This window comes from Maribacter sp. 2-571 (assembly GCF_050589625.1).
GTDB lineage: Bacteria > Bacteroidota > Bacteroidia > Flavobacteriales > Flavobacteriaceae > Pelagihabitans.
The window spans coordinates 14,021-32,812 of record NZ_JBNGOP010000015.1 but is presented as its reverse complement, the minus strand read 5'-3'; the positions used below and the strand labels follow the sequence as shown (position 1 = coordinate 32,812).

Below are 18,792 nucleotides of genomic sequence, written 5' to 3'. Positions count from 1 at the left end.
ACCCGGGCTAGGTGTTGGACAGGTACCTTTTTTTATATTGTTTCGGTGTAAGACCGGTCTGTTTTTTAAAGTTGACATAGAAAACCGATTCCGATCGAAACCCACTGTCCACCGCAATGGCAAAAATGGTAAGGTCCTTATTGTTTTCGTTCTCTAAAAGTCTTTTTGCCTCCTCGATCCGTTTTTCGTTGATAAAGGCACTGAACGATTTTCCCAAATAATCGTTTAAAACAATGGAAAGGATGTAGGATTGCACTTCCATGATATCGGCAAGTTTTTGTTCGTTCAACTCCGTATCCAAGTGAATACGGTCTTCGCTGATGAGCTTGTTCAATTTGTCGATATAAATTTGGCCGTCCGGAACCTTGGACGTTTTCTTTGACTTGATAATGGGTAGTCCTGATAGTATTTTAGGATATTTGAAAAAGAAAAATATCGTGATAAAGATGATGGAACAGGTAAAAATGATGTAGTTGAGCTCTACAAGTTTTTGTAGCGTAAACCGTACCGTCGAACCCAATTCAAAGTTGGGAACAATCAACATAAAATAACACAGGTTCAGGAAAGTAATATAAGTCAGAACCCCTAAAAAATACGCCAACATTTTCGGCCACCATAAAATGGTCTTTTTCTTTATGATATGCTGTTGCTCCTTTACGATGTTCCATCCCTTCAGGAACAAAAACAATTTCCAAACAAGGATACCCATCAACACGAATTTATGATAGAGCGATCCTACGTAATTCCCAAAGCTAAAATCGGTTCTAAAAACGGCATTCAATACGAAAAAGGTACCTGCGATGACCGGCACGTATACATAACGTTTGTCGGCCTTATCGATACCCCCTCCCAAAACCGCTTTGATGTAGATGAACAACAAGGTAGGCAACAAAAGGTCCAAGAAATCAGGGATGACCAACAGCCGTGGAAAGTCGTCCTTCCAGCCTTGATACCGCAATAAATATTGGATCAGGATGTTTAAAGAGGTCACGAAAAAAATGACAGATAACAAATAGTTGTTGCGCGCCTTTTTTACGATGGGTATAAAAATTCCCACGATCAAGCTTTGAACACAACCCCAGATAAAGAAAATTACTGCCATTTTATAATGCGAAATTCAAGAGGTAACAATAAGATTTAGGGTTGAATATAAACATTTATAGCTAAAATTGAATCAGGTTTGTAGCGATGTTTTTTATGATATTGGGATTGATTTAATAAAACAAAATTACAATTAGTTATTTGAAATTGTCATTTTCTACCCGCTTCGGTGTAATTGATCAAGGTTTCATACAGCTTTTGCCGTTGTTCGGGCATGGTATTGAACAAGTCCGTAGCCTCCGAAATGTCGGTATTCAAATTATAGAGTTGAAATGCTTTTTTCGCATCATCGATGTCAATTTTGTAGGGGAGGGTAAAACCGCCCGAACCCAGACCTTCGATAAGTTTTAGGGAGTCTTTTCGAATGGCGAAGAACCCCCTTGACGAATGGTGGATCAAGAAATCGCGATCGGCCACCCTATCTTTTTTACCTTGCAAAATGGGCAAAATGCTACGGCTATCTTCGCCTTCACGGAGTTCCGTTTTTGTCAGTTCCGCAAGGGTAGCCATCAGATCGTTCAGTAAAATTGGGGCATCCGAAGAGGAATTGGGCGAAATCTTATTTTTCCAGCTGGCGATGAAAGGAACGCGGTGCCCACCTTCATAAATATCCGCTTTTTGGCCCCTAAAATGGTGGTTGCCGTCATGCCCGTAATCGGGGTCTATATAGGCCCGTTCAAATGTGCCGTTGTCACTGGTAAAAATGAAAAGGGTGTTCGCTGCCAACCCTTCTTGCTCCAAGGTTTGCGATACCGTATGTACCACATGGTCCACCATCTGTATAAAATCGCCGTAGTCACCGGCCTTGCTGCTCCTCTGAAAACGTTTTGAGGGTAGTAGCGGACTATGGGGTGCCGTTAGGGGGAAATAGAGGAAAAAGGGACGTTTTTTATTTTTTTGTATAAAATCGACCGCTTTATCGGTTAAAGTGGGCAGTACTTCGGCATGTTTGAAATGGCTGCTTGCCATTCCTGAATGCCATTGTACCAAACTATCCCGTGCTGCCAAAATCTCCTTGTCCACCGGTCGCATGGGAAGGTCCAGCACCGTTTCGTTTTCAATATAGCAATAGGGCCGCATATCCAGTGAAGCGGGAATACCGAAAAAATAATCGAAACCTAGGGAAGTAGGGCCATTCGCGATGGGTTTTGCAAAGTCGATGGCGTTGGCCGGATATTTGGAAGGGTGCAGTTTGGGATTGTCCCATGGTGCGGCTACACCATCCTTAAGGGCCCACTCCAGTCCAAGATGCCATTTCCCGATACAGGCGGTACGGTAGCCGTTCTTTTGCATTAGGGAGGCAACGGTAGTGCTTCCCTGTTGGATAAGCGGTGGGGAGTACCCCCAGGTTACCCCTCTTTTTAGGGCGCTTCGCCAGGCATATCGCCCTGTAAGTATACTATAACGACTGGGCGTACATACCGACGATGAGCTGTGCGCATCGGTAAAGTGCATGCCGTTTGCGATCAGGGCGTCTAGGGCCGGGGTATGTACCTTGGCGTTGGGGTTCAAGGCCCCAATATCACCATAACCCATATCATCTGCCAAAATATACACCACATTGGGCCCGATCTGTGCATCGGGTTTGGTCGGTTGTACTTTTTTTTCGGAACGTTCCATACAGGAAACCACGAATAACAGTACAATTGCATACAACGGAAAGCGAAGGGTTCGGGAAATGTAAAAGGTATTTTTCATGATCATCGGTCCTGTGGATAAACGGTGATATCGCTTTCGGAATATCCGTAGCGCACTGCTTTGGTGTTTAATTCTTGAACGGCGTTTGCCGGTAAGGGTCGGGTGTACGGGTGCCATCTTGTATCACCGTTTTTTTGATAGCCGATAGAGGCTCCTTCGGTAAGGGAACTCAACCGTATGGAGTCGTTGGACACCGTAATCCTCACTTGGCCGGTCTGCGGTTGCACGCTTTTGGGCCACATGCGTTCGGCCTGTTCCGTTTCGGGAACATCCTTTAGATCTCCGTACGTTTCCTGCCAGTTGACCAGGGCACCCTCCATACGGGCGATGTCGCTTTGGTATTCTGGCAGTGCGGCCAAATTTTCCAGCTCAAAAGGGTCCTTTTCCAAATCGTAAAGCTCCCGGGCGGGTTTTGGCCCCTTTAGCCAATACGATTGTGCCCGATTTAGCTGCCCGGAGGCTTCCAAACGATGGATTTCCGCCATCAGCGGCATTTGGTCAAGAAAGGTGATCTCTTGGGAGTAGGGTACCTCGGGGGTATAATTTTTAATGAATTTATACTTTTGGTCGCGTACCGCCCGTCTAATATCATAACGGTTGTCCATACGGTCCCTTGCCGCAAATACGTATTCCCTGGGACGCTCGGCCAGTTCCGAAACAATGGACTTCCCCTGTACCCAATCCGGAACGGGGGTCCCCGCCAATTCAAGTACCGTAGGGGGCAGGTCTACAAAACTATAGAGCGCTTGGTCCCTAGAGGGTTGTTCGACACCCTTGGGAAGGTATTTTTCAGGATAATAGATGACCAAGGGGGCTTTAATGCCGCTGTCGTAGATCCACCGCTTGCTCCTGGGAAGGCAATCCCCATGATCGCTCATGAACATGATAATGGTGTTTTCCAAGAGCCCGTCTTCTTCCAGTTCTTTTAAAATACGGCCGATTTGGACGTCCATACGGCTAATATTGTCATAGAGCCGTGCAATGTGGGAACGGCCGATAGGGGTATCCGGTAAAAATGGGGGTACGGCAACCGTTTCGGGATCGGTGCTATTGGCAGGGTCAAATGGGGGGCGTTTGGTGACGTCCGGGGCAAGTTTTTTCCTTTTGATATTGAACTCCTCAAAAAACCTTGTTTTCGTACTGTCGGGCCATATATTGATTTCATGGGTAATTTCGAACGTATGGTAAATAAAGAACGGCCGCTCTTTGTCCGTATCGGAGCGGTCGCGCCACGAAGGATAATCGGAAACTTCGTCCCATATGGTAAAGGGCTCCCCAAACTGATAGTCGAGTTTTCGATAGGATGCCGTCCAATACCCCTGCTGTCGCAACAGCTCCGGAAACGCTTTTACCGATGCCGGGGGTACCGCGTTGTATTTTGGAAATCCGGGAATATTGATCACTCCGGCCTTTTGGCGCATGTGTTGGGTTCCAATACTGGTGGGGTACATGCCCGTTATCATGGAAGAACGACTAGGTGCGCAGACCCCTGAAACCGTAAAGGCATTTTCATAAACGATGCCCTTGTTGGCAATGTCGTTCAAATGGGGCGTATGTGCCAAGCTATCGCCATAGAAGGCGAATCGGGGACTCACATCCTCGGCTACGAGCCAAATGATGTTCGGCCGTGTGTCCTTTTCATTTGGATCTTGGTCTTTGGTTCCCGTTTTGGGGTCGGTGTTGCAACCGATAGCGATCATGCCCAAAAGAAGCAGCGAAATTGGTGTGATGATGTTCATACGATTATTCAAAGGTTATGATTGATATGGAATGTGGTGGCAGCTGCAACTGCTTTTCGAAAGACGCCTTGGCGGTATCGACATGGTCAAAACCGATTACCGGGCTTTCCGGTGGTGCGTTATAACTATGAATGGTGCCTTTGGTACCCAAGTCTTCCATAAGTGAAACGGTCCGTTCTTCAAATCCATAATTTACGATGATCGCCTTACGATTTTTTCCGTTTGAAAAGGACCATCCTTTTAATACGTCCATTTTTTCACCGCGATCGTCCGTTAAAAAAAGAGCGTTCTCGAATTGTAAGGGTGCCGCACTGGTCATATCGGCCATCGCCTCATTGAACAAAAAGGTGCACATACCGCCCGCCGATAAGGTGTAGGGAATCGATTTGGTCCGGCCTGATTTCAAATGCTCGAAATTGAGCGAATCGGTATGTACCATGCCAAAGAGGTTCCCGATCAGGTTGTGTAAATTGGAAATGGTGACATCTTTTGTTAAAAAGGTAAAATAATATTCCGACAGTATCAAGGTTTGGGCCCAACTATGCAATACGATGGAGTTATCGTCCCTGATGTTGAATTCCGTCACCCACAGTTCCATACCTTCGGGAAGGGTGTAGGCATCCAATTTTTTCAACTGTTTTGCCTTTGAGGTAAACATGTTGGCGTAGGCCTTCCGGTCTTTTAACAATTCTCTTTCCCATGCCTGCCGTTCGGCCAGATCTTTCGGCGCTTTTCGGGTAGCCGTTTTTTGTGCACCTAGGCCTTCGGATCCCGGGGCTATTTTTTTTCGTTCCAAACGGCCGTCCAATCCTGAAGGGGAATAGGTATGTAGGACCATTGCATCGGCATTGGTACAATGTTTCAGCATCCTTTGGTTCCAATCGATTTGTCTATCGTGCCGTTTTAACGTATTTCCGACAAGGGCGAAAGAAGCCTCGGGAAATTCTTTTTTTAGCGCGGTGATCCATAGTTGGCATGTTTTGCCGTACGATTCGGGCGTTGGGAAACGGAGTAAGGGAAAAGGAATGTCAAAATACAGTTCGTTGCCCATTTCAATGTAACGGATGGGTATGCCGAGCTTTCTGGCTTTTTTTAGGTTTCGTACGCTATGTTCCAGATCCTTGCTGAGCATGTTGAGCATAAAAATGGGAACGATACCGGTATCCTTATATAATAGGGCCAGGTGTTCCATGGTATATGTTTTGGAACTCTCGTTGAATCCGTTTTCGACCACCCATTTGATCATTAAACTATCGGGTACGGCTTTATCGATAGCACCGGTATCCCAATCCCAATAATTGCCGATAGTACCACCGGGGTATCGTAACGTTTTTATTCCGGTTTTTGCGGTAATGGCGATAAGGCTATCATTTTCCCAGGGTCTATCCAAGGCGGCCAGGTTGGCATTCGCACCCAATAAGTGCTGCCGCAACGGTCGCCATTGGTCAGCAGCGGCGACTTTGGGCTTCTTGGCCGTGGTTTGACAGTTGAGCAGGGTGAAGGAAGATATTAAAAAGAAGAAGCAGGAAACGGATTGTCTGGAAAAAAAGGGTGCCGTTAAAAGCAAAGGCAAACGTGGTAAAAACATATTGGTGGTCTATTGGTTCAAAGAAAAATGGTAACCGATACACTATTCCTGGTTGATGGAGGCCCGGTCTTGAAAAAAGTTCCGATACCTAGTTTCCCCTAAACAGTTGTTAACCATGCGGGGTACGGCAACGATGTAAACGGTTTTTTTTGATGACTCGTCAAGAACGTTTTTTATTCCAGTTTTTTACTTCTAATTTGAAACTCCTTAGCTTAAAAATGTGGGCATATTCAAAAAAAACCGCTGTTAAAAAGGCAAAAACGGGTTGTTTTGAACGCCAAAAACGAATCGTTTGATTGCTAAAAATTCCAAAAAGATTTTCTCCTATTTTATGCGAATTTGAAAATTAAAAGCCGAGTGGTTAAGATAAATTGAATTTTGCGGCCGTAGAATTGAAGATTATGCACTTTTGGTTTTATAACCGTTAAACCAAGTTATAATGCACGGGATATCGATTCTGTAACTAACTTAAAACTTATAAATTATGATCAGATTTTTGTTTAAAAACAGAACTGTCCTATGCTGTATGCTGATATGCGGTATAGGAATGATTGCACATGCGCAAGAAGTTTCTGGAACGATTACCGACTCTGGAGGAGTTCCCTTGGCCGGAGCATCGGTAATCGAAAAGGGAACTACGAATGGAGTACAGACCGATTTTGATGGGAACTATATGATTAAGGTAACGGACGCATCCGCTACGCTTACGTTTTCCTATATCGGATTTCTTAAAAAGGAAGAAGCCCTGAACGGGCGTACCACGATCAACATATCGCTACAAGAGGATGTGGCGAAATTGGAAGAAGTGGTCGTTATCGGTTATGGTACCCAGCGAAGGGAAAACGTATCCGCGGCGATTGCCACGGTCGACTCCGAAGCATTGGAGGGAAGACCGGTAGCCGACTTCCAAAGTGCTTTACAGGGACAGATTTCCGGATTACAGATTACCAGTAACTCGGGAAGACCGGGAGCGGGAAACAACATTCAGATCAGGGGCGCCGGTACCATTACCGGCGATAGCAGTCCGCTCTACGTAATCGATGGTACCATAGTGGAAAATGGTGTCGGTGGCGGTGGCGATCCGTTTGCTACCATAAACCCTTCGGACATTGCATCGGTGAACGTTTTAAAGGATGCCTCCGCTGCGGCCATCTATGGGGCAAGGGCGGCAAACGGTGTTATCATTATCACTACTAAAAAAGGAAGACCGGGAAAGACCAACATCAACTTTAATACGTTTGCCGGTTTTCAGAATGCGACGAATACCTTGGACCTTTTAAACTCCCAACAGTACCAACAGGCGTACAATACCGCGAGGGACAATGCCGGCCAGGACCGTATTCCAAATTTGGACGGTACTACCATAGGGACCAATAGCGATTGGCAGGATGCCCTATTGCGAACAGGTACCTTAAGAAGTTATGAATTAAGTGCTTCCGGAGGTGGGGAAAATTCAAGGTACTATACTTCCGTGGCGCATTACGATGAGGAAGGGACCATTTTGGGGACCGGTCTGGAGCGGACCACTATTCGCTTCAATTCCACCTCAAAACTCGGGAAGTTTACCTTGGGGAATTCGGTTACCTTTTCACGGTCCGTTTTTGACAGGGAATATGAAGGAAATGGTTTCAACACCCTTACTTGGGCGTTGCGGAGTTCCCCAACGGTTGAAATTTTTAACCCGAACACCATTGGTGGTTTTGGTGGACCTACCGAACAGGATGGTAACGACAGGGTATTGAACCCCGTTGCGGCGCAGAGCCTTATCGACAACGAAAATACGGTGAACCGTTTGTTGGGTAACGTATATGCATCATACGAAATTTTGAACGGTCTTACGGCGAAAGTAGGTTTCTCGGCCGACTTGATCACTTTTAAGAATAAAAGTTTTGCCCCCTTTTTCAATCAGATACCGGGTGCGGGCGTAGGATCGGTCGTTTCGCTCGACGATGGCGCTTTTGTAAGCGAAAGACGTGGCGATAACAATTCCTATATTGTGGAAAGCACGCTGAACTATAGAAACGATTTTGGTAAACACACCGTGGACGCACTTGTGGGATACACCACACAGGAGCGAAACCAAAGTTTTTTATCGGCGACCAATTTTGGAGGTTTTATCAATCCGGATTTTCCGGTACTGACCGCTTCGGTGGACGATAATGAAGGTGCCGCTACCGGAACCCTTACCGAAGTGCGGACCATCTCCTACATCGGAAGAATGATCTATGATTACGATGACCGGTATTTGGCCACGTTTAACTTTAGAAGGGACGGATCTTCCGTTTTCTCCGAGGGCAACTATTTTGATAACTTTTTCTCCGGATCGCTCGGTTGGGTGATCAGTAACGAAGCGTTCCTTCGTGACAGTGAAGTAATATCGAACTTGAAACTTAGGGGAAGCTACGGTTTTCTTGGGAACGACAGGATCAATGCCAATGCGGCCAGGTCTACCTTACAGCCGAACATCCGTTACATTCTCGGAGTCAATGGCGAAGAGGTTTTGGGTACGGCACGTGCCGCAAGGGTCGGAAATTCGGGCCTACAATGGGAAAAGCAAAAGCAGTTGAACATCGGTTTGGATGCCGCTTTTCTAAACAACAAACTGACCCTTACGGCCGATTATTTTGTGAAGACTTCGGACGACCTACTGCTTAGTTTCGATTTGCCGCAGACCACAGGGTTCAGCAACATCATTATCAACTCGGGAGAAGTAGAGAACAAAGGGCTCGAATTGGCCGTTGGTTTTAGGGAACAGATCGGGGAAGTGAGTTTCGGTTTTTCCGCAAATGCGACATTCCTTGATAACGAAGTTACAAGGCTTACCGATGGCCTCGATTTTATAGGTAGGAACAGCAGTAACCTTTACGGGAACCAAGCGCGTAACAGAATTGAAGTAGGACAACCGATCTCCTCGTTTTACGGTTATCGTGTAGACGGCATCTACCAGTCCGAGGAGGAAATCGAAAACGGACCCACGCCTTTGGGCAATGCCCAACCCGGTGACCTTCGCTTTGCCGATGTCAGTGGTCCTGATGGTGTTCCCGATGGTGTGATTAACGAAGAAGATCAGACCTTTATCGGCGATGCCACCCAAGACCTACAGTACGGTTTCGGCTTTAATGTAGGCTACAAAGGCTTCGATTTGTCCGCCCAGTTTCAGGGCGTTTCGGGCAACGATATCTGGAACGGTACCAAATTCATTACCGAAACCTATTTCCTCAGTGGCAATCAGTCCACCAACGTTTTGAACGCGTGGACACCGGATAACCCATCGACTACCGTCCCTAGAGCGACTACCGATGGATCGTTTTTTGCACAACCCTCTTCTTTTTATGTAGAAGACGGATCGTACTTACGGCTTAAAAACCTACAAATAGGATACAGCCTTACCAATAGAACGTTGGAGCAAGTAGGTGTCGGGGTTACCAAGGCGCGTATTTATCTGGCCGGTCAAAATTTATTGACGTTTACCGATTATAGCGGTTACGATCCCGAAATCGGTATTTCTTCCACCGGCAGTAATGCTTTGGGCTTCGATAATGTTTCGTACCCACAATCCAGAACGGTTACCGTTGGACTTCAATTAGGATTTTAAACAAAATAAACAAAGGAAAAATGAACAATCCAATAACAACAGATCTCAGGCAGTTACAGAAGTATGCTGCCTTGCTACTGCTAAGTTTCCTTACCGTAGCGTGTAGTGACGATTACCTAGAGGATGCCCTAGTGGCGACCCAACCGGAAGACGGAAATTTCTTCGCGAGCCAGGACGATGCGGTGGGTGCTTTGAACGCGGTGTACGGGCCCCTTCAGGACAATGGATACTATAAGTATCAATTTATAAGTATCGGGCACATGGCGGGCGATACCCGTCAGACCGATGGTACCACCCAGGCCGCTGAACAGGCATACCCCGAGTTCAATTTTAATGCAGGTACCGGTCAGCTGATACCTGGCGTTTGGAAAGCCTGTTATTTGGGAATACAACGGGCGAACAATTCCATCAATGGAATCGATGGAATGGATGTAGTGCTGTTCGCGACTCCCGAGGACAAGCAGCGCCTGTTGGGCGAAGCACGATTTTTACGTGCCTTTTATTACTTTGAACTAGCGCGCCTGTACGGAGGCGTGCCATTGATTACCGAGGTGTTCGATGGCGATATTACCAATGAAGAGGCCATATTTCCTACCCGAAGTACGGTAGCCGAAGTATATGCTCAGGTAGAGGCCGATTTTACCGCTGCCGCTGCCGCACTTCCGAACTCCTATGATGCCAACAATGTAGGACGGCCGACCGCAGGTGCCGCACAGGCCTTTTTGGGAAAGGCGTACCTATACCAAAAGAAATATGCATTGGCCAGGGACGCTTTTCAAAGTATTATTAACGGTGGTTTTGCCGAATATGTCCTCACCGAAGATTTTGGGGAAACGTTTACGTTGGCCGGAGAGAACAACGCAGAGTCTGTTTTTGAAATTCAATATCAGTCCGGGTTTGGACGTGCTTTTGGGGTGCCCGAAAATGAGGCCAACTGGATCGCCAATTGGTTCAACCCTACCGCGCAGTTCCCATTTGGCTTTAGGAACGCCGTTCCTTCCAAACAGGCCATCGAGTTTTTTGAGCAATATCCCGAAGAAGATGTGGAACGTCGTTTCTATACTTACGCCCGACCAGGGGACACTTGGGGAAGATGGGACCCGATCGAGGAAGATCCGGTAGCGGCCAATCAATGGAGACGTAGGAACATATTGGTATCCTACCCCGACGATCCCGATTTTCAATTGTTGGCGGTACGTAAGTTTTCCGGTGGATTTGAAGAGCGTGGTGGTTTCAATCAAAACCCGAACAACCTTAGGATTATGCGGTATTCCGACGTACTTCTGATGTTCGCCGAGGCCGAAAATGAAGTGAACGGACCTACTCCCGAAGCCTATGCGGCATTGAACGCGGTTCGTGAAAGAGCAGGGGTCCCTACCGTAGACGGCCTGTCCAAAGACGCCTTTTTTGAACAAATTGTGGTAGAGCGCCGCTTGGAGTTCATGTTCGAGTTCCATAGATATTTCGATTTGATCCGTTGGGGCCGAGGTACCGATATGCCCGGATTTACCGTTGGTAAGAACGAACTTTTACCCATTCCTGCGGCACAGGTGACCAACAACCCAAATTTGACACAGAATCCAGGATTTTAAGACTGTTTGTTTAGTTTAATTTCAAGTTGAGAGAGCTACCCTTTGGGGTAGCTTTTTTTGGATGTACCCATTCATTGAAAATGGGCAATAATCGGAACTACCAATGGAGAACTATGATTTCATTTTTCGCTGACGCTAGTTGAATGGATGCCCTTCAAAGCAAGACTTTCCACCGAGGAATCGGAGCTGCAGATCTTCAACAATTTGGCAGTTGCACATGGCAGTCCGTAATTTTTATGGATTACATGGTATTTTACTGCCTACTTTTAACTGTTACTTCACTGCAATGTTCAAAAAGGATTTCATTTTTTCCCACGAACCTATGTGTTTTAAATACCTAACGGTTCGCTTTCTTCCCTCCCGTCTACAAATTATGACAGATACTGCAGTGTAAAATAGAAAATGGGAAAACTTTTCTTGGCCAAAATCCACAGTTTTAAAAGCTTCCGTTTTATTCGTGCCGCATCCGGACCAATGCTAGATCCGTTTCTGGCCAAAATCAGTATGCAAAACCCTTTTTTGTCCGATTTCTTGAAACAACGTTAAAAAGTGTCCTTTAGGCTTGAAATTGTACACTAAAAGAAAACTATGCAAACGGCATAGGATCGGAACAGTTTTTAAGAAAAATTGATTTTTAAGTCTTTTAATTTACGAATAAGGCGAATTGAGAAGAGAATAACGGTCATTTTCGTTAAGAATTAGTTAAAAATTTTAAAGGAATACTTATGAGAAGAAATCAACCATTTTGTAACTATCTGCTAGCGCTCTTGGCACTTATTTTTGTGCAAGGTGCGGTATCTCAGGATATCGGCCTGTGGCAGCAGTTGGCTCCCGGAGCAGGTGGCCAGGTGCAGGATATTTATTTTGATCCTAACGTAAAGGACCGTATTTGGATTTCCAGTGATGTTGAGGGAAGTTACTATTCCAATGATCTGGGAGAGAACTGGACCTTCGTTGGAAAGGAACTTGGTCATGCCATGTCGTTCCTCGTTCGGACCGATGTCGGGGTAAATCGAATTTACCAAGGAGGACTATGGGGCGCCCATTATTCCGATGATCTTGGAAAAACCTGGGAACTGATACTTCCGACCCGGGCTACGGCCATTGCCGCCATCGCCGTTAGCAAGGATGCGGATAAAGTGGTGCTTGCCAAAGGTTGGAATACCAAAGATCCACAGAAAGGACAGGCAGCACTTTTAGATCCGCTACAACCGCTTCTCGGCAAAAGATCGGTCTATATCAGCAATGGTAATGTAGATAACGGTGTGCCGTCATTTGTGGAAACACAGTACGAAACCGCCGACGGATACAATCAGGTATGGGAGGTGTTCATCCACCCGGTTACCAACGATATTTATTTAGGTACCGCCGCAGGTATTTATTGGTACGATTTTTCTGCCGATGCCAATAAAAATGACGACACCTATCAATGGCAACGGATCGATAATCCGGAAAGTGCCTTTCTTGGTAAGCGATCTGGAATACAGACATTGACCTACATCAAACCCAACGGTACGGTCGATATCAATAGATATAAGGATAGCGGTGGTTGCAGTGGTATGGGCTTTTCACCCGACGGTTCTCGGGTATATGCGGTTTTCCAGACCAATACCGACCGTAATGCGTTGCCCCAATGGAGTATTTTTACGAATACCACTACCGCTTTGACCTCGGGAAATCCGAATTGGACGGTGTTACCGGGCCTACAAAACGTGCCGTTACGGACCATAAGTCCCGATCTACCCGATTCCAGTTTTGTTCCGTGGTACAATCCCAAGGTAGATCCACGGGCAACCGCCACTGAACAAAAGCTGCTGTTGGGCACCTTGTTCCTAGGGAAAAATTCCCGGGTGGGATTGGTTGAAGGGACCATTACTTTTAACGCCAATGGATCTATAAACGACCAATGGGTGAACATCGTCAACAACAAGTTATCATTGCAGGGCCCTGGTGGTCCGGGCGCTCCTTTGGGGCAAATGGATAGGGCCATCGATCTTGGTTGGGAGGACCCCCAGTTTCTTTCTAGGGCATACGACTATACTCCTATTACCTGGGACACCAACAACAATGGTAATAATAGAAAGATCATCTCCGCCGGTGGAAACAATTATTATTTGAGCAACAATGAAAATGTTGCGGGCTGGCCATTTGTGTTGGATAGCTGGTTGCCCATTTATACCGTAAAAAAAACGGATGAAAACGTTGGTCCGCAACCCACTTATTCCGGTACCGGGTTCGCCAATACGGTAACCTACGATATCGATACCTATGAGGATTATGCCATACAGGGAAATGCCGATCAGGGCGCATTGGAAAGTTGGGACGGTGGCGTAAGCTGGACCAAAAAAACAACGCCCAACGATCTGAAAAACTGCCAATCGGTAGTGATTACCAAAACGGTACCTCCCATCGTAATGGCGGAGGGCAGACCCGACTTTGGTATCCCAAAGTTCTTTAAACAGACCTTATGGGCCAGAAAACTGGTCAATCCCGGGAAGCAGCCCGCACTTTCCGATTGGAAGGTCATCGGTGGCGGAACCGATAAATTTAGGTTGAAAAATGGCCTGAACAACCGTTTGATGCAGGCCGTTGCCTTGGACGATAAGAACGTAAGCCGCGTATATGCCGGTTTTCGACAAGATGGAGGAGATGGCGGCATTTATGCGACGGAAGCGATAGAGGCCGTTTTTGATGGCAAAGAACAATGGGTTGAGATTTCGGACGCGAGTATGCGTCCCGAGCCCGCTTTTCGAGATATTTTTGTAGATCCCAACGATTCCAATATGTTATGGGCCGCCGGTAGTAGTTTGTATCGGGGAGTGCGTTCCGCACCCTATGAGTGGGAATGGAAACGACTCAATATCGCAGTGAACGACCTATATGTATGGGACGTTAACGGTAAAACTGCGGTAGCATTATCGGCCAAGGTCGATGGCGGGGCGCCAGAGGTCTATCTTTTGAGCAACCCGGAAAGCGACGATTGGAACACTACGGCCAATTTGAAATCTACGGGCATGGACATTCCATTTAGTCTGGGCCTTCGAGAGGAACCATGGGTGGAGCAGCCCGGTGAAACCATCGATTTCAGATCCTTGGCGGGCTACAAAAATCAAATTTATGTAGGTACCGAGAACGGTCGCCACAAAAAGGGACTGGGTATTTTTAAAGGTCGTGTTTCCGTAGCGGCCAACGGAGACCTTAAAGTGGATAAAAATACTTGGGAAGACTTTATGGACGACGGTACCCGTGAACTCTATTACGCGAGAACGGGCAATGGCGATGCGAAGATCAAAATTGAGACGGACGGAACGGTCAACTACTATTTACCCACTTTTGGTAATGGGGTATGGCGCCGGCAAATTGCCCGGGACAATTCCGTTCCCGACATCACCTTGAGCACCGGAGCGCTTATTTTTGCCTCCAATGCAAATAGTACGGAAAATCTGACCATAACTACTGCCGGCGGTAATGCCACGTGGTCGGTACGAAACGTGCCGAACTGGCTGGCGGTGAATGGAAACAACACTGGGGCCAATTATAACGGTTCCGGTACGGAGACCATCGCCTTTACCGCCACAGAAAACCAGGGGAACCTTTTTAGGCAAGCGGAAATAAATGTGATCAAGAGCGGAAAAACCTTCCCCGTTCTGGTAAAGCAATTGCCAAAGAATGTTTCGGTCGCCTTTGTGGGCACGCCGATAACCATCGACGGTAATTCGGATGCCGCCTGGAACGCTTTGGATACCAATGCTATCGACTCCGAGGTATTTGGAAATTCATCCGGAAAAAACGACACGTTCCAGTTAGCGTACAATCAGGAATTCCTTTACGTAAAAGCGACCATTGACGATGTTTCCGTGAACGACAACGATGCCATTTATGTAGGTATCGATATCGACAACGACAAGCGTGACGGTAGTTTGGGAATTAACGACTATATTTTTAAGATTTCCAAAAATGGTGCATTTGAGGGGGTCAGGAATAAGGCCAACCCCATAGCATTGAACACGGGTGTCCGCCGAAATTCCAATAGGTATATTTATGAGATAGCCCTCGCCTGGGACGATATTGGGGCGCAACCGGTGAACGGCCAAGAAATTGGCATTGAAGTGGGATTGGATGACTTTAATACCAACGGTACCATTTCAAGAAGGACCCAATTTGTGGGAACCGAAGATTTAAACGCTTCTACACCGGAATCTTGGGGAACGGGAGAACTTGATGGACCGCAATTACCATGGTTCGAAAACTTTAATTTGCCGGAGGGCGCCACTGTGGACAATGGTGCTACCGCCTGGAGTATCGACCCGAACGGTCTGGATGCGGAACCAAAGTCCTTTTTTGAGGTCAACGATAAAAATGCCTTGATCGCCAAGAATACTAGGGAGGAAGTGGTTTTTAGAACGGAAGCGATTGCCGTTCCCGCTGATCAAGACGTTAGTATTTCCATCGATGTAAAGGAAAAAGGCACCAATTTCGACCCCGACAGACCCGACAAAACCGGTCGATTGGAGGTTTTTGCAAAGTACGATGGAAACCTTCCCTTGGTAAAGATCGGTGAAATAATAGGGGACTCCGCCACGGACGACGAGTTCATTACATTTACCGAAACCGTGAACGGCGTAAGCTCCATTGAATTGATCGTAAAGATTTTTAACAAGGACGCCGGTAAGGTACACACCGTAGATAATATCGTTGTAAGTTTTGGAGCGGTGCAGTCCAGTTGTAAAAAACCGGTAGATCTGGCGGTGCTTTCCGTTGGAACCATTGGCGCCAAACTCAGCTGGCGAAATCCTGTTGGTGATGGGCTGCTCTATGATATTCAAGTACGTGAAAAAGGGGCAAATTCATGGAAGACCGCCTTACAGGAACGTGCTTTTAGACGCGGTACCGAAATTTTCGAGTTTTCCTTGAGTAAATTTACCGATGGTTCGGAACGATTGACGCCGGACACTGAGCATGAATGGCGTATTCGCCAACGATGTGCCGACGGTAGCAATACACCTTTTACCGTAGGGAGGAACTTTAGGACCCAGGCACCATCGGTGCCGCGATTGTACCGCGAAACCTTTGCTTCGCCTTTCGATACCTCACCTAGTACCATTGCCGCATACACGGCATACGATGGGCTCAGGGATACCGAGGCATCCATTAGTTATGAAGGGTCCGGACAGATCCGTTTCAGGGACGAACCTGCACGTTATAACGGGGCTTCCAACAGCATGCAGTTGCTGTTGAACGGTGTTAATGGTGCTAAAAACCTGATTATAAAAGGAATCAATTCGACCAGTTTTTCGGAAACCTCCTTTCAATTTGGACTATTGGAACTGCAAAAAAATGGTGGTACGCAAGGTTTGGTCGTTGAGTATAGAAACGGTAATTCCGGTTCTTGGACCCGTATTCCCTTCACCGTAGAAGACAATGATAATACGTCCGACTGGAGCTTTGTCAATAAAGAACAATTTTTCCCTCGAACGGCGAACTTACAATTGCGTTTTACCGCAAGTGCAGGTTCCAGTTATCGTGTTGACGATATTGGGATTACCGGGATCGAAATCGTTTTGGAGGGCTGTCAACCGGCCACGAACCTACGTACGATCGATATTGCGCAAAACCAAGCTACCTTGGCCTGGGATGCCGGTGCCAATGCCATTACCTACGAGGTACGCATCCGGCCGAACGGTACTACCGACTGGGAGGTGTTGCCTTCCAACGGAAACAGCCAAGTGGTAACCGATTTGACGGCCGGTACGGCATACCAGTGGCAAGTACGGTCGTTATGTGCGGACAATGAAACCTCCGATTGGACAACAGGAACACCGGTGCAATTTACTACTGAGGATGACGACCCCGGAACTCCCGGTGGCACGTTATTTTTGGAAACACATGATAGTAGCAGCAGTTGTAGCGGGAACTCCAACTTGGCGAACTATAGCTGTTATACTGGCGATGGCGATCATGCCGGAAGTGGTTCGGCCGTGAAGAACTCTTTGCAGGGCACGTATGAAGGAGCCTCTAATGAGCGCCACGTGTTTTTGGACAATGCCAATGAGAATTATAGCATTACCAATATCGATGCCTCCGGTCCGGACGACATCTCCATTTCCTTTGGAGTATTGCAGCAAAATGCAAGAGCCGATGGTTCCGCCCTACGGGTAGAGGTTACGGCCAACGGAACGGAGTGGACCGTGCTTACCCTGCCCGACCTGTCACAGGACAGTAGAGCGTGGCAGTTGATAAGCCTTACCAACCTTCCCGCCGCGGTTCAAGGTTCCGCTACTTTCGGCATCCGTTTTACGGCCTTGAGTACCGTAAAGTATCGTATTGACGATATTGCGGTAAAAGGGGGAGAAGGCAACACCGATACCTGTGCCGCACCGGGCAATGTTACCATTGGCTCCATCACGGCCAGCGGAGCAACGCTCTCATGGAACGCCAGTGCCGATGCCAATGCGTATCAAGCGCGCATAAGACCTACGGGAACGACCGATTGGTCCGTTAGTAACGTGAATGCGACCCAAACCGTTTTTGGTTCCCTTTCGGCAGGTACCGAGTATGAAGCTCAGGTACGGTCCGTTTGTGGTGGTGGGAACAATTCCGATTGGGTGTCGCAAACACCTATCGTATTCAGTACCCAAAGTGGTGGTTCCGGTAATCAGGATGTTGTATTCTTTTTGGAAACCCACGATAGCAGTACCGACTGTCGGCGTAATTCCAATTTGGAATTGTACACCTGTTACACCGGGGAGGCCGACCATTCCGGTAGCGGTTCCGCCGCAAGGACCTCTTTGATGGCCACGTACCAGAACGCTTCCAACGAACGTCACGCCTTTTTGGACAATGCCAATGAGAATTATGTGATTACCAATATCGATGCCTCGAGCTATACCGATCTGTCCCTGTCCTTTGGAGTACTCCAAGAAACGGCAGGTGCCGACGGTTCCGGTTTGCGGGTAGAGGTAAGCGCCAATGGTAGCATTTGGATTCCGCTAACGTTGCCGAACTTGGCCAAAGACCGTCGGGAATGGCAATTGCTTTCCTTCGGTCAGTTACCACAGGCCGTTGAGGGATCGGCGAATTTGGGTATCCGGTTCACGGCACTGAGTGGCGTAAGATACCGTATCGATGATATTCGTTTCGTAGGGGACGAAGGCAACGGGGTATCCTCTAAGGCGACCCTCGGAGAAGAACTGTCGGGAGCGAACTATTCCGTTTTTCCGAACCCGGTCAAAGATCGTTTGCATATCGATTTTTCAGGTGGTGTAATGCCCACCAGGATACAGGTTATGGATATCAACGGGAGAATAGTACTGCAGGAAGCTGCGGGACTGTCCAATAGCACCACATTGGAAACCTCGGCCTGGCCGACAGGACTCTATTTCATCAGGGTTCGGACCGGTATTCAAGACCATACGTTTAAAATATTGAAGCAATAAAAATACCCCGTTGTCCTTAACAAGGGTAGCGGGTCTATCGTAA

The 18,792-nt window shown here is 47.3% G+C and carries 7 protein-coding genes; 3 read left to right on the top strand and 4 right to left on the bottom strand.

All coding sequences use genetic code 11. The annotated features are described in order from the left end of the window. Positions 1-7 precede the first annotated feature (7 nt). The 4 genes from ACRD7P_RS12080 to ACRD7P_RS12065 all read right to left on the bottom strand — a co-directional run bounded on the left by ACRD7P_RS12080 (position 8) and on the right by ACRD7P_RS12065 (position 6,126). Positions 8-1,102 (bottom strand): helix-turn-helix domain-containing protein, encoded by a 1,095-nt coding sequence (locus tag ACRD7P_RS12080; protein WP_430907876.1) that lies wholly within the window; start codon positions 1,100-1,102, stop codon positions 8-10. A 149-nt stretch (positions 1,103-1,251) separates the two neighbouring features. Then, complete coding sequence (locus tag ACRD7P_RS12075; RefSeq protein WP_430907875.1) at positions 1,252-2,799, bottom strand: sulfatase family protein; 1,548 nt, start codon at positions 2,797-2,799, stop codon at positions 1,252-1,254. A gap of 2 nt (positions 2,800-2,801) precedes the next feature. Next, entirely contained in the window at positions 2,802-4,538 is a 1,737-nt protein-coding gene (locus tag ACRD7P_RS12070; protein WP_430907874.1) for a sulfatase family protein, read from the bottom strand. A gap of 4 nt (positions 4,539-4,542) precedes the next feature. Beyond that, positions 4,543-6,126: a hypothetical protein gene (locus tag ACRD7P_RS12065; RefSeq protein ID WP_430907873.1), complete on the bottom strand. Its 1,584-nt coding sequence runs from the start codon at positions 6,124-6,126 to the stop codon at positions 4,543-4,545. A 484-nt stretch (positions 6,127-6,610) separates the two neighbouring features. On the opposite strand from ACRD7P_RS12065, the gene ACRD7P_RS12060 reads away from it, so the two are divergent. The 3 genes from ACRD7P_RS12060 to ACRD7P_RS12050 all read left to right on the top strand — a co-directional run bounded on the left by ACRD7P_RS12060 (position 6,611) and on the right by ACRD7P_RS12050 (position 18,749). Then, the gene (locus tag ACRD7P_RS12060; protein WP_430907872.1) at positions 6,611-9,721 is read left to right on the top strand and encodes a SusC/RagA family TonB-linked outer membrane protein; all 3,111 of its coding nucleotides are present in this window, start codon (positions 6,611-6,613) and stop codon (positions 9,719-9,721) included. 20 nt (positions 9,722-9,741) lie between these two features. Continuing rightward, entirely contained in the window at positions 9,742-11,313 is a 1,572-nt protein-coding gene (locus ACRD7P_RS12055) for a RagB/SusD family nutrient uptake outer membrane protein (RefSeq protein WP_430907871.1), read from the top strand. Positions 11,314-12,038: 725 nt separating this feature from the next. Beyond that, positions 12,039-18,749: a fibronectin type III domain-containing protein gene (locus ACRD7P_RS12050; protein WP_430907870.1), complete on the top strand. Its 6,711-nt coding sequence runs from the start codon at positions 12,039-12,041 to the stop codon at positions 18,747-18,749. The last annotated feature ends 43 nt before the right edge of the window (positions 18,750-18,792 follow it).